This window comes from Mesorhizobium sp. URHB0026, assembly GCF_054059755.1.
In genome coordinates this window covers 1,869,348-1,888,211 of record NZ_JBSSCN010000001.1, presented here as the reverse complement: position 1 = coordinate 1,888,211, position 18,864 = coordinate 1,869,348, and the positions used below count along the sequence as shown (strand labels likewise).

The window sequence follows — 18,864 nt, the reverse complement described above, 5'->3', positions numbered from 1 at the left end:
GAGCTTTTGCCGACGTCGATGCTCTGCTAAGTGCGGGGTATCCTTTGCAGCAGCGAGCCTTGCCTTGCCCCATGATCTCGACAGACGCGAGCAGTTTGCCATCGACCTGGCGCGGCGCGCCGGCGAACTCGGCCTGAAATATTTCCGCGATCTCGACAGCCTGACCATCGAGAGCAAAGGCCATCAGGACCTGGTCTCGCAGGCCGACCGCGAGGTCGAGCTGTTCATCCGCGCTGCAATCGCCGCCGACTATCCGCAAGACGCCATTATCGGCGAGGAGCACGCCTCGGTGGCCGGCTCGACCGGCCATGCCTGGGTCATAGACCCCATCGACGGCACCGCCAATTTCGTACGCGGCATTCCGGCTTGGTGCGTGGTGATCGCTTGCGCAAGGGATGGCGAGACGATCGTCGGCGTCATTCACGAGCCCGCGACCGGCGAGACCTTCCACGGAAGGCTGGGCGGCGGCGCCTTTGTCAACGGCAGGCCGATCAAGACGAGTGCGGCCACCAGCCTGGAAGAGGGCTCGGTGGGCACCGGCTTCTCAAACCGGGCCGAAGCCGAGAACATCGCCGTGCTGATCAAGAAGATCCTGGCCGAGGGCGGCGTCTTCTTCCGCAACGCGTCAGGCGCGCTGATGCTTGCCTATGTCGCCTCGGGCCGGCTGCTTGGCTATGTGGAGGAACACATGAACCCTTGGGACTGCCTCGCCGGCATGCTGCTGATCGAGGAGGCCGGCGGCACGATCCTGAAGGCGGATCCGAAGACGGTGTTGCAGAGCGGGACACAAATTATCACCGGCGGCAAAGGCGTGTTTTCGAAGCTGCAGGAACTGTGTTCCGGTGTCTTCACGCCCTGATCAATTACCCGAAAACCGCTTCACCCCTTCGGCGTCATGCTCAGGCACTCAAGCTCTGCACCACCGCCCCAAGCGGGCGGCATGAATTGCGGATCATCAAACGGCCCTTGAGGACGAGCTTGCGCGGCGGCGCGTCCCGGTTGCCGGCGAGACGGTCGAGCAGCAGATTGGCCGCCTGTTCGCCGATCGCTTGAACGGGCTGCGCCACCGTCGTCAGTTGCGGCTGGAACACGTCGGACCAGGGAAAATCGTCGAAGCAGGCTACAGAAATGTCCTCCGGACAGGACAGGCCGATGTCGCGGATCGCCTTCATCGTGCCGATCACCATCGGGTTGTTGGCCGAGAAGATGGCGCTTGGCCGGTCGTGCAGCGACAGCAGCTGCATGGTCGCGTTGTAGCCGTCGATCTCGTGGAAATTGCCGGAGCGAACCAGCTCCTCGGCCACCGGCAAGCCGGCGGCCTGGAGCGCCTCGCAATATCCGGTCATCCGGTCATGCATGGGTGAAATATCCGAGGTGCCGGTAATGTAGCCGATCCGCCGATGGCCGAGATCGATCAGATAGGTGATGGCGTCGAACACCGCGCGCTGGTTGTCGAGAACCACGGCGTCGGTGTCGACGCCCTCGCACAGGCGGTCCAGCAACACGACCGGCACATTGGCGTCGGCGACGATCCGCTCGAGGATCGCACCGTCACCGACGCGCGCCACGATGAGCCCGTCGACCATGCGGTCGAGCAGCAGCCTGATCTGGTCGTCCTGGGTGTTCAAATCCTCGTCGGTGCAGCACAGCATGACGGCATAGCCGGCACGGTCGAAGGCCTGCTGGATCACCGAAACGACGGCGGTAAAGAACGGATTGGTGATGTGCGGGACGGTCAGGCCGATGGTGCGGGTCGTGCCCATCTTCAGGCTGCGGGCGATGGCGTTGCGCTTGTAGCCGATATCGCGGATTGCCTGTTCGATACGCTGGCTGAGCTCCGGGCTGACGGTCGCCGTACCATTGATCAGCGCCGACACGGTGGCGACCGAAACACGCGCCGCTTCAGCCACGTGGAGCATGGTGGGCGCGGTGGATTTGCGGTGTTTTTTTCGCCCTGACGCAGTCATTTTCGAAACGTTTCGTCACCCCTTTGCCGCCAATACCTACGGAATCCTCTCTTTTTAAGCAAGAATCGAAATGCATCAAACTTCTGGCACCTGATATCGGCTTGACACTATCGAAACGTTTAGATTAGCGTTTGCCTAGAGTTGACGACGACGGAAGGGAGGCCGCCATTGTCATGCAAGAGAGCAGTTCCCCTTCTTCGAAGCGCAATGCGGCATCGGATCGGCCGGACATCGTTCTGAGCGCCGAGCATATTTCAAAGAGCTTTGGCGGCATCACCGCGCTCGTCGATGTCGGCTTCGAACTGCGACGCGGCGAAGTCCACGCCCTGATGGGCGAGAACGGTGCCGGCAAATCGACACTGATGAAGATCCTCTCCGGCGTCTATACCGGCTATGAAGGCACGGTCAGCGTTGATGGCCGGCCGGTCGGCTTCGCCGGCGTGCGCGACGCCGAGGATGCCGGCATTGCAATCATCCACCAGGAACTCAACCTAGTGCCGGAGCTCAGCGTCGCCGACAACATCTTTCTTGGCCGTGAGAAGCTGATCGCCGGGCTGATCGTCGACCGCAAGGCGAGCAGCCGCGCGGCAAGCGCCCTCCTGCGGCGGCTCGGCATCGAACTCGATCCGGACGCTCGCGTCGGCGCCTTGCGTGTCGGCGAACAGCAACTGGTCGAAATCGCCAAGGCGCTGTCGATGTCGGCGCGCATCCTGATCATGGACGAGCCGACCTCGGCCTTGTCGCCGGCCGAATGCCAGCGGCTGTTCCGCATCATCGGCCAGCTTGCCGATAGCGGCGTCGCCATCGTCTACATTTCGCACCGCATCGACGAGGTGATGCATCTGGCCGGTCGCGTCACCGTCTTCCGCGACGGACGCCATGTGCTGACGCGGCCGATGGCCGAACTCGACGAAAACGCCATCATTTCGGCGATGGTCGGACGGGACCTGCTCGCATCCTCCCAAGGTGAGCGGGACCCCGGCGGCAGGACCGTGCTTTCGGTCAGCGACCTGTCGCTGTCGAAGCCCGACCGCCAAGGCTGGCGGCAGGTGATCGGCGGCGTCAGCTTCGATCTGGCCGCCGGAGAAATCCTCGGCATTGGCGGGTTGCTGGGCTCAGGCCGCACCGAGATCATGGAAGCGATCTTCGGCTCGAGCGATGGCCGTGCCGGCGGCGAGATCCGGCTCGATGGCCAGCCGGTGGATATCCGCTCGCCGCGCGATGCAAGACGCCTCGGCATCGCGCTGGTGACCGAGGACCGCAAGACGCAAGGCCTGCACCTGCAGGCCTCGATATCGGACAATGTGGCGCTGCCCCTGGTCGGCGCGCTGGCGCGCTTCGGCATTCGCTCGCTGGCCGGAGAGCAGGGGCTGGCGCGGCAGGCGGTCAAGGCCCTCGGCATCCGCTGCCGGGATATCGACCAGCCCGCGGGCACGCTGTCGGGCGGCAACCAGCAGAAGGTCGTCATCGGCAAGTGGCTGGCGACCAGGCCTAGGGTGCTGTTGCTCGACGAGCCGACGCGCGGCATCGATGTCGGCGCCAAACGCGAGATCTACGACCTCATCTACCGGCTGGCGCGAGAGGGCCTGGCCATCGCCGTCATCAGCTCCGAGCTGCCGGAATTGCTGCATCTTTCCGACCGCATCCTGGTCATGTCCGACGGCCGCCAGACAGGCATCCTTTCGCGCGACGCGGCGAGCGAGGAGGCCATCATGCGCCTCGCGGCACCGCGCCGGACCCTATCGAGACCCGCCGCATGACCGCACTGAAACTCCTATCCCGCACCAAGCTCTACTGGGGCCTGATCGCCATCTTCCTGATTGGCGTGCTGGGCTCGCCGGTCAGCTCCAAAGGCAACAACATCTTCCTCTCCTACGGCAATCTGCTCGACGTGCTGCGCCAAGTGTCGACCACCGGGCTGATCGCCACCGGCATGACGGCTGTCATTATCACCGGCGGCATCGACCTTTCCGTCGGGTCGCTGATGGCCATCTGCTCGGTGGTGTGCGCCATGCTGCTGACGGTTCCGGGCGTGACGCCCGGCGTCGTGCTGGGCGTGCCGACCGTCGCCCTGGTCGCGCTGTGCCTCGGCTTCGTCATCACGCGCTTCATCTTCCTCAATGTGGAGAAGTCCCGCGCCGGGGCGGATGCCGCCGTTCGCGATGTCAGGCTGGACACCGTTCGCGGCCTGGTCGCGCCGGCAACCGTCGGCGTCGTCCTGTGCTGTCTTTCGTTGTGGTACCTGCTGCCGCAGATCGAGCCCAAATTCGGCGTTCTCGGCGTGCTGCTGGTGGCGCCCTGCGTCGGCCTGCTGTTCGGCGCCATCAACGGTTTCATCATCGTCGGCGGTCGGCTGCAGCCGTTCATCGTCACGCTGGCGATGATGGTGACGGCGCTCGGCATCGCCCGGCTCACCGCCGGCCAGAACAATGCCGTGCTGCCGGTCTATACCGGTTCCAACGCAACCGCCGATTTCGAGATGCTGCGCTCGCTGGTGTTCGGCGTCATCCCGATGCCCGGCCTGTTCTTCCTCGGCGCCATCGTCATCTATGGCGCGGTCTTGCGCTTCACGCCGTTCGGCCGCTATGTCTATGCGATCGGCGGCAACGAGGAGGCGGCCAGGCTCTCCGGCATCGCCGCCGGCCGGGTCAAGATCGCCACCTATGCCATATCAGGCCTGCTCGCCGGGATCGCAGCGGTGCTCTACGTGGCGCAGTACCGGCAAGGCAAGCCGGATGCCGGCGCCGGGCTGGAACTCGACGCCATCGCGGCCGTGGTCATCGGCGGCACCAGCCTGATGGGCGGACGCGGCAGCCTGATAGGCACCTTCTGCGGCGTGCTGATCTTCGGGCTGCTGTCCAACATATTGCAGCTCCACAACATCAATTCGAACCTTCAGCTGGTGCTGAAGGGGATGATCATCATCGGCACCGTGCTCGTGCAGGAGCGCAATGCCGGCGATCTCATGGCCTATCTGCGCCTGCCCGGAGCAGCGCACAAGGAAACGGCCGCCGCAAAACGGCCGTCGCAAGAGACACCGTCTCTCAATCTCGGAGGAAACAAGAAATGAAACGACGTGACATGCTGAAGCTTGCTGCACTCGGCGCGGCATTGCTGACCACCACGGCACTGCTCTCCACCGGCCATGCCTTCGCCCAGGACAAGAAGTGGAAGATCGGCTTCTCGCAGGTGACCACCATCGAGCCCTGGCGCGCCCAGTTCAACAAGGACATCATTGCCGAGGCCGCCAAGCATCCGGAGGTCGAGCTGATCATCACCGACGGCGAGGACAAGACGGAGAAACAGGTCGCCGACGTCGAGAACCTGATCCGCCAGGAAGTCGACGCGCTGCTGGTCTCGCCGAAAGAATCCGCCGGCCTGACCGGCGTCGTGCAGCAGGCGATCGACGCCAAGATCCCGGTCTTCGTGCTCGACCGCAATGTCGACACCAAGGACTACACGCAGTTCGTCGGCGGCGACAATGCCCTGATCGGGCGGGCGGCCGGCGAATACGCCGTCGAACTGCTCGGTGGCAAGGGCAAGGCAGCAGGCAATGTCGTCGAGATCTGGGGCGGCATGGGCACCCAGCCGGCGCATGACCGCCATGACGGCTTCCATGAATTCACCGACAAGGAACCGGGCATCAAATATTTGCTCGACCAGCAATCGGGCGACTGGAAGCAGGACCAGGCCTACAATCTGATGGCCAACGCGCTGAAGACCAACGAGAAGATCGATCTCGTCTACGGCCACAACGACCCGATGGCCTACGGCGCCTATCTCGCCGCCAAGGATGTCGGCCGCGAGAAGGACATCAAGTTCATCGGCATCGATGGCCTGCCCAACGAAGGCGTGCAGATGGTGAACAAGGGCGAGCTGACGGCGACCTTCACCTATGTCACCCCGGGCGCGGAAGGCTTGCGCCAGGCGATCAAGTTCCTCAACGGCGAGAAGGTGGAAAAGACCATCACCTTGCCGACGCAGAAGATCACCAAGGAAAACGCCGCCCAGGTGCTGAAGGACAACGGTCTGTGAGTTTTCGCCGCAGATAAGCGCCGGCCCAAGGTCCAGGTTCTTGGTCCGAGGGACAGCTTGGCACCTTCCTCTCCCCCGATCGACGGGGGAGAGGAAAGGACCTCGCCGCCGGCCGATCTACGCCAGCTTCGCCAGCAGCTTCATGAAGGTGGCGATTTCCTTGTTCGTGAGCGGCGCAAGCGTTTCCTGTGTGATTTCCCGGGCAAGCGGGATCAGCCGCTCGATCGCGTCGCGACCCTCGGCCGTCAGATTGACCAGCAGGCGCCTTTTGTCGACCTCATGCCTGGAAAGCTCGACAAGGCCGCGCGCCTTCAGCCGGTCGATGACGCCCTTCACCGTCGCGGCATCCATGGCGATCAACGTGCCAAGCTGGTTCTGCGAGGTCTCGCCGACATCGCGCAGCTTGGCCAGTGCGGCGAATTGCGGCGGCGTCAGATCGGCGATACGGGCGGCGAAAATCGAGACATGGCGCTGGTGCGCCTTGCGCAGGATGAAGCCGACCTGTTCCTGCAGGAGGTAGTCGTGATCGTCGGCCTGTTCGGCCTCGACCGGCTTGAGCAGGTTGTCCTCGCCGCTCACCGCAGCCCGTCCCAGTCTTTTATGTCATCCGCGGCGAGGCCACCCATGCGGTTGTGGATGCGCGGGCCGCAGGTCATGGCGAGGCAGAACAGGATCTCGTCAGGACGCGGGCCGTCGCTGATGCCGACTTCCATTGCGTCGAAATGGCTGCGCACATAGGCGGCGTTGATGTGGCCGAGCGGCACGTCGAGCTTTGATCCGAAGGCGCCGACCTTCTTGGCCGAAGGCACGATCGCCTTGGCATCGCCCAGCCGCTCGCGCATCGCGTAACCGCCGGGTACATGCCACAGCGCGCCGTGTTCCAGCTCGCCTGCGCTGCCGACGATGGCGCCCTTGCCGTAGCCGTCGATCTGTTTCACGTCGCCGCCGAGCGCCGCGATCAAGCGGTCGGCGAGTAGCAGGCCGAGCGGCTTCAGATCGTCCATGGCGCTCTGCAGTTCCTCGACATAGCGCCCGGCGAAAGGGTTCTTGACCACAGCCATGGCAGCGGCGCGCCGGCGCGGCACCGCAGCGGCCGGTCCGCCGTCGTGAAAAATTTCTTCGCTCAGCACCGCGATCTTGCGGATCGGAAACTCAGTCATGGGCAACTTCCTCCGGTTCATGCTTGTTGGGCGGGCCGAGTGCAACGGAGCCACTGATACGGACCTCCCCGCCGAGAAACAGCGCCGATGCGGCAATCAGGCCGCGCCGGCGAAAATCTTCGGCGACGGTGAGGCCATTGTCCAGCGCCCGCGCCACCTCGCCAGAGGCAAGCGTGCCGACGCCTTGTGTCACCAGCCGCGCGCCAAGATCGCTGTCGGGCGACAGGTCGCGTGCGGGAGTGCGCCTGATGGCGGGATTGCCGGGCAGGTCGACGGCGTTGGCGATAAGCGTCGCCGCCGCGTCGGCCTCGGCGCCGGTGCGCGCGAGCACGGTGACGGCATCGGCGATGCCAAGCGAGAAGGAGCGGCCACGCCAGCCGCTGGTTGCGACACCACGCACGCCATCTTGCGCGCGGATCGTGATCCGGTCGGCCATGCCGTTGCCGGTACCGGCGACCGCCAAGCCAATCGACGCGGCCTTGTCGAGATGGAGGGCGCTGTCGCCGCCATTGTTGACGTAGGCACGGTCGAGCCTGCGGCCGGCAAGCAGCGCGGCAAGCATTTCGTCGGCTACCGATCCGGCGACGGCGGCCATCGGCGTGATGAAGCATTCCGCCAGGGGCATGACGGCTGCTTCCATGCGACGCGCCGTCGGGCCGGCGAAGGTTCGCGGCGCCAAGAAAAATGCCGGGAGGCGCAGCTCGGGAAGCTCCTCGACCAACTCTATCAGGATCGTCTGGAAGCGGGCGACGGCTTGCGCATAGGCGGCGCGACACTCGTCAGCCTCGCCAAAGGCCTCGACGATCAGGTCGATCGGCCCATGGTTGAGATGCAGCCGCTTGCCGTCCTGCAGCCAATGCGCTTGCGGGCCTTCCATCAGCCGGCCCCATCCGAGCCCGCGCGGCGCAACTGCGCCAGCGGCGGCCATGGATTGCTGGCCACGGCACCGGTGCCGCGCCGGGGATTGAGGTATTCGCCGCCCTTGGCGACAATATCCGCGACGCTGCGGATTTCGGCCTCGTGGCCGCCAAGCCTGACATAGTCGTCGCGACGCAGCGTGAACTCGATCGGCGCCACCAGCGCCGGCGTCGGCACATAGCCGAAGGCGCCTGGCGGAACCCTGGTGACATCGACCATCAGCGTGATGCCGCCGCCCGGCCAGACATAGACCGGCGCGCCGCCGACCGTGACGTAGGTTTTCAGGCCTTGCACGGAACGGGTGAGATTGACCGGGTTTTCGGTGACGCCGGCACGCAGTGACCCGCCGGCGCCGCCGATAAACAGCACGGTGCACAAAGCCGGCTCGCAATTGTCCTCGATCAGGTTGACCGATTTTTGCAGCCGCTCCGGAAACGGTTGTTCGACCGGTTTCAAGTCGTCGTCGAGCTCGTAATAGGCGAACTGCTCACCGGTGGTCGAAACCATCAGCAGCGACAGGCCCGGGCGCGCGCCCTTCTTCGCGTTCCATTCACCGAGGATCGACAGCGGATCTGAGATGGAGGTGCCACCCCAGCCGAGGCCGGGCTCGGAGACCTTGAAATAGCGGCCCGGTGTCGAGCGGCGGCCGACGATCTTGATGCCGGTATCCTGCCAGCCCAACACCTTGCCGGCCTGGTGTTCGGAAACGACGCCGGTGATGTGGTCGTCGACCACCACCACCTCGTCGACCAGCCCGCGCCATTGCGTGGCGAACATGCCGATGGTGGCCGAACCGCAGCCGACGCGCATGCGGTGTTCCTGCTTGCCGTCGATGACGGGCGGTTTGCCGGCTTCGACAATGACCGTGGCGCCGCCGTCGATGGTGAGTTCCACCGGTTTGATGTTGCACAGGTTGAGCAGCGCGTCGCAAGTGGCGCGGCCTTCCGCCTTGGAGCCGCCGGTCAGATGATGCACGCCGCCCAGCGACAGCATCTGCGAGCCATATTCTCCCGTCGTGACATGGCCGATGGCTTCGCCCTCAGCCCGCACAATAGCTGTTTCGGGTCCGATATGACGGTCGGTATCGATCTTCACCTTGACGCCGCAATAGGAGAAGATGCCTTCGGTCACCACGGTGACGAGATCGACGCCTTCCACCTCCTGGCTGACGATGAAGGGAGCGGGCTTGTAGTCGGGATAGGTTGTGCCGGCGCCGATTGCCGTGACGAAGCGGCGGCCGGTGTTGATGAGTTCGCCATCCCACTGCTCGCCCTCGGCGACAAAGGGCACCATGGCAGCCCCGGTCTCGGCAGCGTGGTCGAGGATGGTCAGCGGGTCCATGCGCACGATGCGGCCCGCGACATTGCCATAGCGGTCGCAGGCGCCGGTGCGTCCGTCAGCGATGTAGCACATGACCGGACAGGCGTCGCAGCGGATCTTTTCCGCCACCAGCTTTTCGCCGGGATCATGGGTTTCGAAACGCTCGGCAAGCTCGCTCATGCGCGTGCCTCCTTCTCGCGGATGGCCGCCAGGATGCGGCTTGGCGTTGCCGGCACCTTGGTGACCAGCACGCCGGTGGCGTGACGAATGGCATTGAGGATCGCCGGCGCCGTCGGGATCAGCACGTGCTCGCCCAGGCCCTTGGCGCCGAACGGCCCTTCGGGATCGGGCACCTCGACAAGGATGGTCTCGATCGGCGGCACGTCGCCGATGGTCGGGATGAGATAGTCATGCAAATTCTCGGTGCGGCCGGGAATGTATTCTTCCATCAGCGCCATGCCGATGCCTTGCGCGATACCGCCCTCGATCTGGCCCTCGACCAGCAGCGGGTTGATCGCCTTGCCGACGTCGTGCGCGGCGATGATCCTGATCAGCTTGACCGTGCCAAGCCTGAGGTCGACCTCAAGTTCGGCGATCTGCGCGCCATAGCCATAGACCGCATAGGGTTTGCCCTGGCCCTTGGCATCGAGCGGCAGTGTTGGCGGGTCATAGGTCTCCTCGGCACGGAAAACGAAGCCGTCCGCATCCACGTCGAGCGCGTCAAGATCGATGCTTCGTGTCGCCTCGCCTTCGCGGATGACGATCGCCGAGCCATCCAGTTCAAGCGAAGCCTTGTCCGAGACATTGGCAAAGCGCAGGATCTTTTCGCGCAGGGCGCGTCCTGCCTTCTCGGCCGCCTTGCCGGTGACGAAGGTCTGGCGCGAGGCCGAGGTCTTGCCGGCGTCGGGACTGATCGCCGTATCGGCGCTCTTCAGTCTGAATTTTTCCAGCGGCAGGCCGAGTGCGTCGGCGCAGATCTGCGTGATGACGGTGTTGGATCCTTGGCCGATATCGACCGCGCCCTGATGCAGGATAACCGCGCCGTCAGCCGCTATACCGACCCGGATGGTCGACGGATTGGGCAGCGAGGTGTTGCCGCAGCCATACCAGCACGAAGCGACGCCGACGCCGCGTTTTCTATCCAGATTGGCGCTGTTGAAAGCATCGGCATCGGCTGTCGCCCGCGCCCAAGGCGGCCGCAGCGCTTCGAGGCATTCGGCAATGCCGACGCCGGAGTCCAGGAGCTGCCCGGTAACCGTTTCGGATCCGTTCCGAAGGCAGTTCTTCAAGCGAAAATCCAGCCGATCCATGCCGAGTTTGCCGGCGAGCTCGTCATAGAGCGTCTCTTGCATAATCGTCGCCTGCGGCACGCCGAAGCCACGGAAGGCACCGGCGATCGGCCCATTTGTGTGGATGGCGCGGCCCTCGGCGCGGTAATTCGGCGTGAAATAAGGGCCGGAGGCATGCACCGGCACGCGGTTGGCGACCGTCGGCCCCCAGCTCGCATAGGCGCCGGTGTTGAAATCGCCTTCGAAGATCATGCCCATGACATGGCCTTCGGCATCTGCGCCGACGGTGGCTTTCATCCGTGCCGGATGGCGCTTCGTGGTCGACATCATGGATTCGTTGCGGGTGTAGGCAAGGGCCGCGGGCCGCCCGGTCTTCAGCACGACAAGGCCGATCAGCGGCTGCAGGGAAACGTCGAGCTTGGAGCCGAAGCCACCGCCGGTCGCGGTCGGCACGATGCGCACCTTGTCGACGGCAAGGCCGAGCACTTTAGCCGTGTCGTCACGATCCATGTAAGGCGCCTGCGTGCAGGCGACGACGACGAGCGTGTCGCCGTCGAGATATGCATAGCCGGCTTCCGGTTCGATATAGGCGTGCTCGACATAGGAGGTGTCGATCGTGCCGCTGACGGTAAAGGCCGAGTTGGCAAGTGCCGACTCGGGATCGCCGCGTTCGACGAAGCCCTTGGTCAGCAAATTGGCCGGGCGGTTCTCATGGATCAGCGCCGCACCTTCGGCCTGCGCATCGCCTGGCTGGAGCACATGCGGCAGTTCGGTCCAGCGGACAGGGAAATCCGACAGATCCAGATCGAGGATCGCCTCGCGCTCGCCGGCGACCAGCGCGACAGCCTCGCCGCGAAGCCGGGCAAAGCCCTCGGCCAACGCCGGCTGGTCGGCGAACGGGCCGATAACGCCGAAGCAGTTTTTTCCCGGGATATCGGCGGCCGTGAAAACGCCCGTGATACCGGGATGGCTGCTTGCCCAACCATCGATGTCGCCGAAGGCGAAGCCGGCATGATGATGCGGCGAGCGGATCACCAGCACCGCAAGCGCATCGGCCGGGAAGGAATCGCCGCCGAATTTCTCGGCACCGGTCACCTTTGGCACACCGTCGAGCCTGACCGGCGACGCGCCGATGGCGTGGCCGGACCGAGGCAGACGGAAGTCCAGGCTCGCGGTCTGGAGGGAAGCCTCCATCACCGCGGTGATGATCTTCCGGTAACCGGTGCAGCGGCAGAGGATACCGCCCAACGCATCCTGCACCTCGGTCTCGCTCGGCCTGGGTTTCGTGTCCAGCAGCGCTGACGCCGCGACCAGCAGCGCCGGCGTGCAGATGCCGCATTGCGCGGCGCCATGCGCCAGAAACGAGGCTTGCAGCGCCGACAGGTGACCATTGGCGAGGCCCTCGACCGTCGTCACCATAGTGCCGGCAGCGGAGGCCGTCGACATCAGGCAGGCGCAGACGGGATCGCCGTCGACCAGCACCGTGCAGGCGCCGCAGTCGCCGGCGTCGCAGCCGACCTTTGTGCCGGTCAGCCGCAATTCGTCACGCAGCACCGAGGACAGCCGGCGCAGCGGTGGCACGTTGACCGAAACGGCGGCGCCATTGACCGCGAAGGCGATATCGGCGCGATCCATGCTCATCAGGCCACCTTGTCGTCCGAGGGCTTGCGCGCGGCCTCAAGCGCGGCGCGCGCAACGATCTCGCGCACCGCGTCGAGCCTGTATTCGGCGCTGCCGCGCACATCGGCGATCGGCTGCAGCTCAGCCATCGGCGCCGACCGGACCGCGGCAACAACCCCGGCGTCCAGGGGAAGCCCGAGCAGCGCCGCCTCGACACCGGCAAGCCGCCTCGCCACGGCGGAACACGAGCCGACGGCGACGGCCGCCTGCGCGACAGTGCCATTCTCGCCAGCCAGACGCACCGCCACCATGGCAATGGAAATAACGAGATAGCGCCGCGCCCCGAGCTTAACGAAGGCCGATGTGCCGGCGGGTTTCGGCACGTGGATGGCCGTCAGCATCTCGCCAGGCCGCAAAGCCGTACGGCGATTGCCGAGGATGAACGCCGACAAGGGCAGATGGCGCGTCGCCGTCGCCGAGCGCAGCTCGACCTCGGCATCAAGGACCAGCAGCCCCGGCACACCGTCGGCGGCCGGCGAGGCGTTGCAGAGATTGCCGGCGACCGAGGCGACGTTCTGGATTTGTGGTGAACCCACTTCCCGCGCGGCCTGTTTCAGCGCCTCGAAGGCCGGTGGCAAGGGATGGCGGATGATGTCGGCCCATGTCGTGCGCGCGCCGATGATCCAGTGGCTGCCGGTCTCGGCGATGCCGCGTAGCGCTGTCAGGCCGTTGATGTCGAGGACATTGTCACGAAATGGTTTGCTGCCCTGCGCCGGATAGAAATCCGTGCCACCCGAAAGGATACGCCAAGCGTCCCCGCCAAGCAGCGCGAGTGCTTCGTCGACCGTGGTGGGTTTCGCGTAACGGATCACGCTTTCCTTCCCGACAGGTGGGCCTTCCCGATAAGGTAGGCCTTCCCCGAAATTGGCCCTCCCAAGGCGCTTGCCCAGAGATGGTCTTTACCGGCTTTGACCGGTAAATTCATTCGTATGCAAATGATATCAAGACGGCGGAAATTGTCAAAGCCAGAGTTTGCGCCGGCACCCGTCTGGCTGGCATCGCCACGCATTTGTTATGCCGCTGGAGGTTGACGCGGCCCGCCATCTGGTCAAGTTTCTCCTCCAGTCGCGCCAGCGGCTTTTTCTTTCGCCGGGTGCCTCGTTCGAAGCCCGACCCCAGCCTGACAGGAAGGAAGCCCATGGCCGAAGCGCTCGTAGTCATCGACCTGCAGAACGACTTTTGTCCGGGCGGCGCGCTGGCCGTTGCGGGCGGCGACGAGATCGTGCCGCTGGTCAATGACATGATCCGGCGAACAGACCATGTCGTGCTAACACAGGACTGGCACCCGGCCGGCCATTCCAGTTTTGCCTCCAGCCACCCGGGGTCGCAGCCCTATTCGACGATCGAGATGCCCTATGGTCCGCAGACGCTGTGGCCGGACCATTGCATCCAGGGCAGTCTCGGCTCGGATTTCCACTCCGGCCTTGCCTGGACCAAGGCCGAACTCGTCATCCGCAAGGGCTTTCGCCCCGCCATCGACAGCTATTCCGCCTTCTTCGAGAATGATCACGCGACGCCCACGGGCCTCGCCGGCTATCTGCGGGAACGCGGCATCGACACACTGACCCTGGTCGGCTTGGCGACCGATTTCTGCGTCGCCTTCTCGGCGCTGGACGCGGTCAAACAGGGGTTTAGGACCACGGTCAGGCTCGATGCCTGCCGTGGCATCGATCTCAACGGATCGCTCGAGACAATGCTGGCGAAGATGCGCGATGCCGGCGTGACGCTCGAAGATCACACATCGGGCTGACTCGTGGCGGGCAGAAGGGGATACTTGCCGATAGCGACCGGGGCGGGCAGCGCGATCGTCGTCGCGATGCTGTTTCCATCACAGGCCTTCGCGGCCGAAGAGCACGGCCTGCCCGGCGCCGCCATGTCGTTCTGGTGGGCGCTGCCTTTTGCCGGGCTGCTGTTGTCGATCGCGACCGGGCCGCTGCTGTTCCACAATGTATGGGAACATCACTATGGTAAGATCGCGGCCTTGTGGGCGGCGCTGGTGATCGTGCCGCTCGCGATTGCCTTCGGTGCTCCCGCGGCAACCGAGGCAGTTCTGCACGCGCTGCTCACGGAATACATGTCGTTCATTGTCCTGCTGTTTGCGCTCTACACGATTTCAGGCGGCATCCTGCTTGCCGGCAACATCCACGGCACACCGCTGGTCAATGCCGGGCTGCTGATCGTCGGGGCGCTGCTGGCCTCGGTGATCGGCACGACCGGCGCCTCGATGATCCTGATCCGGCCGATCCTGCGCGCCAACGACAACAGGCCTTTCAATGCCCATGTCGTCATCTTCTTCATTTTCCTGGTGTCCAACATCGGCGGCTCGCTTACGCCGCTCGGCGACCCCCCGCTGTTCGTCGGCTTCCTGCGCGGCGTCGATTTCTTCTGGACGACCACCAACCTCTACCGAGAGACGCTGTTCGTTGGCCTCGTCGTGCTGGCGGCGTTCCTGGCGATCGACCTCATCCTGCACCGGCGCGAGGCTGGCGCACCGAAGATCAAGGATCCGACACCCGATACGAAGGTGCGCCTGCGCGGCCTCGCCAACCTCCCGCTGCTGGCCGGTGTGATCGGCGCCATCCTGCTGTCGGCGGCGTGGAAGCCGGGCGTGAGTTTTTCCGTGTTCGGCGTCGGTCTCGAACTGCAGAACCTGGTCCGTGACGTGATCATCCTCGCGCTGGCCCTGCTATCGCTTCCGCTCTCCTACAAGAGCCACCGCGAGGCGAACGGCTTCAACTGGAGTCCGATCGCGGAAGTGGCCAAATTGTTCGCCGGCATCTTCATCTGCATCGTCCCGGTCGTCGCCATTTTGAGGGCCGGCCACAACGGTGCGCTGGCGCCGCTGGTCGCGCTCGTCACCTCGGCGCAAGGCACGCCCAACGACCTCGCCTATTTCTGGCTGACCGGTGCATTGTCGTCCTTCCTCGACAATGCACCGACCTACCTGGTGTTTTTCGAGCTGGCGGGCGGCGATCCCCGCCACCTGATGACGGAGTTCGCCTCGACACTTGCCGCGATCTCGGCCGGCGCCGTGTTCATGGGCGCCAACACCTATATTGGCAACGCGCCCAACTTCATGGTCTATGCCATTGCCAGGCATCGCGGCGTCAAGATGCCGGGCTTCTTTGGGTATATGCTGTGGTCCGGGCTGGTGCTGGTCCCGACCTTCTTGGTCGCGGGTTTTCTGTTTTTCGGTTGATCAACCCACGCCGACATAGCGCCGGACCGCGGACGGGTCGACGCGCAGGGCCTCGACATCGACCGTCTCGCGGTTGCGGCCGTTTTCAATAAAGCAGACACGATCGGCGACCGACAGCACGGCATCGACCCGCTGCTCGACCAGGATGGTGGAGACCTCCATCTCGCGCAGCTTCGACACCGTCTCGCGGATCTTGGCGATCATCGACGGCATCAACCCTTCGGTCGGCTCGTCGAGCAACAGCACCTGCGGCTCAAGGCAAAGCGCGCGCGCCATGGCCAGCATCTGCTGCTCGCCCCCGGACAAGGTGCCCGACCGCTGCCGTAGCCGCTGGCGCAGCAGCGGGAAGAGGTCGAGAACGTTCTCGCGCGTCGCCTTGCCCTTGCCGCGCGCCATCAGCCCGATCTCGATGTTTTCGGCCACCGTCATCTCGGCGAACAGCCGCCTGCCCTGCGGCACGTAGGCGACACCAGCCTTCGGCACTTCATGCGCCGGCAGGCCGGTCAATTCCTGCCCTGCGAGCCTGATCGAGCCGGCACGCGCCGGAACCAGGCCCATGATCGCCTTCAGCGTCGTCGTCTTGCCGGCGCCGTTGCGGCCGAACAGGCACAGCACCTCTCCCTTGTTCAGCACCAGGTCGAGCCCATAGAGCACCTGGACCTCGCCATAGAAGCAATCGAGCCCGGAAATCGTCAGCGATTCGGCCTTGCTCGCCTCAGTCATGGTGCCGTTCCCAGATAGGCTTCCTGAACCGCCGCGTTCTCGCGGATGGCTTCGGGTGTGCCCTCGGCCAGGATCCTGCCGGCGTTGAAGACGGTGATGCGGTCGGCAAGCTGCATCACGACCGGCATGTTGTGCTCGATCAGCAGCACGGTCGCGCCTTTGGCGATGTCGCGCACCAGCGCGATGAAATTGTCTATCTCGCTGTCGGCGAGCCCCTGCGTCGGCTCGTCGAGGATCAGCAGCCGCGGCTTGAGCGCCAAGCCCATCGCCACCTCCAGCAGGCGCTGGTGACCATATGACAACTCACCGGCCGGCATATGGGCGCGGTCGGCCAGGCCCGTGCGTTCGAGGGCCGACATGACGCCCGCGCGCACCGCGCCTTTCGAGCGCCCATCGCTCAGGGTCCGTTGCACGGGCAACGCGACATTGTCGTAGGCGCTGAGATTGGCGAAGACGCTGGTGATCTGGAACGTATAGGCGATGCCCTGGCCCACCCTGATGTAGGCCGGCTGGCTGGTGATATCGGCGCCGTCGAAGATGATCGCGCCCGAAGACGGCTGGACGCGGCCGCTGATCAGACTGACGAAGGTTGTCTTGCCGGCGCCGTTCGGACCGATGATGGCGCGGATCTCGCCTGGCATCAGGGTGAAATCGACATTGTCGACCGCATGCAGGCCGCCAAAGCTGCGCGACAGGCCCTTCGTGGTCAGCAGCGGTGTCATGGCAGCCATCCGAGCCAGCGTTGGCGGATGGTGCCGAGAATGCCTTTCGGGAAAAACAGCACCAGCAGAATGAGTGCTATGCCGACGATCAGCAGGTAGGCCGACGTGTAGCCGCTGGTGACGTCGATGACATAGTACATGAACACCGTGCCGATCAGTGGTCCAAGCGTTGTGGCCGCACCGCCGAGCAGCACCCACAGCAGCGGCAGGATCGAATACTGTACCGAGGCGAAACTCGACCCGACATAGCCGAACAGCAGTGCGTAGGCGGCGCCGGACGCCGCGCAGATCGTGCCGGAGACGACAACGGCGGCAAGCTTGTCGGAGAAGGTGTCGTAGCCCAGCATCTTGGTGCGTTCCTCATTCTCCCGGATCGCGATCAGCACGCGACCGTATCTGGACCGGACGACAGCAAGCGTGATCACCAGCACGAGCGAAAACAAGCCGAGCGCCGTCATGTAGCGTACGGTCGGGTTGGTGAGATCGAGCGAGGTGGCGCCGAGATTGAGAACACGCGCCGATTGCGGCACCACCTGACCCTGATCGCCGCCGGTCCAGGTCGCGAAATAGAGGATGGCCAGATAAAACACCTGCGCGAACATCATGGTGACGATCATGAAGGCGACGCCCGTGGTGCGCAGCGCCAGGAGGCCGATCACCAGCCCCAACGCCGCGCCGCAGGCAATGCCGGCGATGAACGCCAGTGGCACGCTCCAGCCGAGCTGGATGACGGCAAGGCCGGCGCCATAAAGCCCGGCGCCAAAGAACATCGCATGGCCGAGGCTGAGCAGGCCGACATAGCCGAACAGCATGTTGTAGCCCATGGCGAAGACCGCCAGCACCATGATGCGGGCGAGCAGGCCGTGGTAATAGCCAGGCAAGAGGAAGCTCAGCACGAAAAGCAGGGCAATCACGCCGAGATGCAGCGCATAGGCCTTTGCCGGCGAAGCTTCGCTCATCGCGATGTCGTCCCGAACAGGCCTTGCGGCCGGAACACCAGCACCATGGCGACCAGCAGCGTGGCGATGATCTTGGCCAGCGTCGGCGAGAAGAACATCGATATGACGCCGTCGGAGAGGCCGATCAGCACGGCGGCGACGACCGTGCCGCGCAACGAGCCTAGGCCGCCGATGATGACGACGATGAAGGACAAGAGCAGCGGATCCTGCCCCATCAGGTAGTGCGCCTGGCTGATGGGCACGATCAGCACCGCGGCGATCGCCGCCAGCATGGCGCCGAGCGCGAAGACGCCGCCATAGACGCGGCCGACCGGGATGCCGAAGGCCTGCGCCGTCTCGCTGTCATACTGCGTGGCACGCATGACAAGGCCGATCCTGGTGCGCGTCAGCACCAGCCATGTCGCGATCAGCAGAAGAGCGGATGCGGCGATGATCGACAGCTTGTAGCCGGAATAGCCGAACCACGGCAGAAGGATGCGATAGCTGAATGGCGGCTCCACAGGCCGCGCTTCGGGGCCATAGAAGGTCAGCGCCAGCTGCTGGATGATGTAGAGCATGCCGATGGTGGCGACGATGGTGGCTTCCGGATTGTAGTTGAGACGGCGCAGCACCAGCCGTTCGGCGACCAGCGCGATGGCGCCGACGATCAGCGGCGCGATAACCAGCGCCGCCAGGAAGCCAAGAGCCGGATGGCCGCCAATTGCCGATGTGATCGCCCAGGCAAGCACGGCGCCCAGCATGAAGAACTCGCCATGGGCGACGTTGACGACACGCATGACGCCGAACACCAGCGACAATCCCAGCGCCGTCAGCGCCAGCACGGCCGAGGTGACGAGGCCTTCAAGTGTTGCGAGGAGAAGGTGGGGTCCGAAGTGCATCGATTACACGCCCG

General features: G+C 64.7%; 17 protein-coding genes. 6 read left to right on the top strand and 11 right to left on the bottom strand.

Going from position 1 to position 18,864, the window contains the following annotated elements; all coding sequences use genetic code 11:
- Positions 1–64: 64 nt before the first annotated feature.
- Complete coding sequence (locus tag ACVWWD_RS09570; protein WP_352549885.1) at positions 65–859, top strand: inositol monophosphatase family protein; 795 nt, start codon at positions 65–67, stop codon at positions 857–859.
- Positions 860–899: 40 nt separating this feature from the next.
- On the opposite strand, the gene ACVWWD_RS09565 is transcribed toward ACVWWD_RS09570, so the two are convergent.
- Positions 900–1,919, bottom strand: a complete 1,020-nt coding sequence (locus tag ACVWWD_RS09565; RefSeq protein WP_352549886.1) for a LacI family DNA-binding transcriptional regulator — start codon at positions 1,917–1,919, stop codon at positions 900–902.
- 221 nt (positions 1,920–2,140) lie between these two features.
- On the opposite strand from ACVWWD_RS09565, the gene ACVWWD_RS09560 reads away from it, so the two are divergent.
- The 3 genes from ACVWWD_RS09560 to ACVWWD_RS09550 are packed head-to-tail and all read left to right on the top strand — an operon-like array spanning position 2,141 to position 6,002.
- Complete coding sequence (locus ACVWWD_RS09560) at positions 2,141–3,727, top strand: sugar ABC transporter ATP-binding protein (protein WP_457103040.1); 1,587 nt, start codon at positions 2,141–2,143, stop codon at positions 3,725–3,727.
- Positions 3,724–5,037: an ABC transporter permease gene (locus ACVWWD_RS09555; RefSeq protein ID WP_352549888.1), complete on the top strand. Its 1,314-nt coding sequence runs from the start codon at positions 3,724–3,726 to the stop codon at positions 5,035–5,037. Before ACVWWD_RS09560 ends, ACVWWD_RS09555 begins: the two co-directional genes overlap by 4 nt.
- The gene (locus tag ACVWWD_RS09550; protein WP_023772253.1) at positions 5,034–6,002 is read left to right on the top strand and encodes a substrate-binding domain-containing protein; all 969 of its coding nucleotides are present in this window, start codon (positions 5,034–5,036) and stop codon (positions 6,000–6,002) included. Before ACVWWD_RS09555 ends, ACVWWD_RS09550 begins: the two co-directional genes overlap by 4 nt.
- Positions 6,003–6,119: 117 nt before the next feature.
- Here the strand turns inward: ACVWWD_RS09550 and ACVWWD_RS09545 are convergent, their stop codons facing one another.
- The 6 genes from ACVWWD_RS09545 to ACVWWD_RS09520 are packed head-to-tail and all read right to left on the bottom strand — an operon-like array spanning position 6,120 to position 13,181.
- Positions 6,120–6,581 (bottom strand): MarR family winged helix-turn-helix transcriptional regulator, encoded by a 462-nt coding sequence (locus ACVWWD_RS09545; RefSeq protein WP_352549889.1) that lies wholly within the window; start codon positions 6,579–6,581, stop codon positions 6,120–6,122.
- On the bottom strand, positions 6,578–7,162 hold the full coding sequence (locus ACVWWD_RS09540) for an amino acid synthesis family protein (protein ID WP_352549890.1): 585 nt from the start codon (positions 7,160–7,162) through the stop codon (positions 6,578–6,580). The genes ACVWWD_RS09545 and ACVWWD_RS09540 overlap by 4 nt, the downstream gene beginning before the upstream one ends.
- Positions 7,155–8,039: a UPF0280 family protein gene (locus ACVWWD_RS09535; RefSeq protein WP_352549891.1), complete on the bottom strand. Its 885-nt coding sequence runs from the start codon at positions 8,037–8,039 to the stop codon at positions 7,155–7,157. The genes ACVWWD_RS09540 and ACVWWD_RS09535 overlap by 8 nt, the downstream gene beginning before the upstream one ends.
- Positions 8,039–9,580: a 6-hydroxynicotinate reductase gene (locus tag ACVWWD_RS09530; RefSeq protein WP_457103039.1), complete on the bottom strand. Its 1,542-nt coding sequence runs from the start codon at positions 9,578–9,580 to the stop codon at positions 8,039–8,041. The genes ACVWWD_RS09535 and ACVWWD_RS09530 overlap by 1 nt, the downstream gene beginning before the upstream one ends.
- Complete coding sequence (locus tag ACVWWD_RS09525) at positions 9,577–12,330, bottom strand: molybdopterin-dependent oxidoreductase (RefSeq protein ID WP_352549893.1); 2,754 nt, start codon at positions 12,328–12,330, stop codon at positions 9,577–9,579. The genes ACVWWD_RS09530 and ACVWWD_RS09525 overlap by 4 nt, the downstream gene beginning before the upstream one ends.
- Positions 12,330–13,181: an FAD binding domain-containing protein gene (locus tag ACVWWD_RS09520; protein WP_352549894.1), complete on the bottom strand. Its 852-nt coding sequence runs from the start codon at positions 13,179–13,181 to the stop codon at positions 12,330–12,332. The genes ACVWWD_RS09525 and ACVWWD_RS09520 overlap by 1 nt, the downstream gene beginning before the upstream one ends.
- A 326-nt stretch (positions 13,182–13,507) precedes the next feature.
- Here ACVWWD_RS09520 and pncA point away from each other — a divergent pair, with 326 nt between their 5' ends.
- Positions 13,508–14,119, top strand: a complete 612-nt coding sequence (gene pncA / locus ACVWWD_RS09515) for a bifunctional nicotinamidase/pyrazinamidase (RefSeq protein WP_352549895.1) — start codon at positions 13,508–13,510, stop codon at positions 14,117–14,119.
- 66 nt (positions 14,120–14,185) lie between these two features.
- Entirely contained in the window at positions 14,186–15,568 is a 1,383-nt protein-coding gene (locus tag ACVWWD_RS09510; RefSeq protein WP_352549912.1) for a sodium:proton antiporter, read from the top strand.
- On the opposite strand, the gene ACVWWD_RS09505 is transcribed toward ACVWWD_RS09510, so the two are convergent.
- The 4 genes from ACVWWD_RS09505 to ACVWWD_RS09490 are packed head-to-tail and all read right to left on the bottom strand — an operon-like array spanning position 15,569 to position 18,850.
- Positions 15,569–16,291: an ABC transporter ATP-binding protein gene (locus ACVWWD_RS09505; RefSeq protein ID WP_352549896.1), complete on the bottom strand. Its 723-nt coding sequence runs from the start codon at positions 16,289–16,291 to the stop codon at positions 15,569–15,571. It abuts the gene before it with no gap.
- Entirely contained in the window at positions 16,288–17,013 is a 726-nt protein-coding gene (locus tag ACVWWD_RS09500) for an ABC transporter ATP-binding protein (protein WP_457103038.1), read from the bottom strand. Before ACVWWD_RS09500 ends, ACVWWD_RS09505 begins: the two co-directional genes overlap by 4 nt.
- Positions 17,010–17,972 (bottom strand): branched-chain amino acid ABC transporter permease, encoded by a 963-nt coding sequence (locus tag ACVWWD_RS09495; protein ID WP_352549898.1) that lies wholly within the window; start codon positions 17,970–17,972, stop codon positions 17,010–17,012. The genes ACVWWD_RS09500 and ACVWWD_RS09495 overlap by 4 nt, the downstream gene beginning before the upstream one ends.
- Positions 17,969–18,850: a branched-chain amino acid ABC transporter permease gene (locus ACVWWD_RS09490; RefSeq protein WP_352549899.1), complete on the bottom strand. Its 882-nt coding sequence runs from the start codon at positions 18,848–18,850 to the stop codon at positions 17,969–17,971. The genes ACVWWD_RS09495 and ACVWWD_RS09490 overlap by 4 nt, the downstream gene beginning before the upstream one ends.
- Between the last annotated feature and the right edge of the window lie 14 nt (positions 18,851–18,864).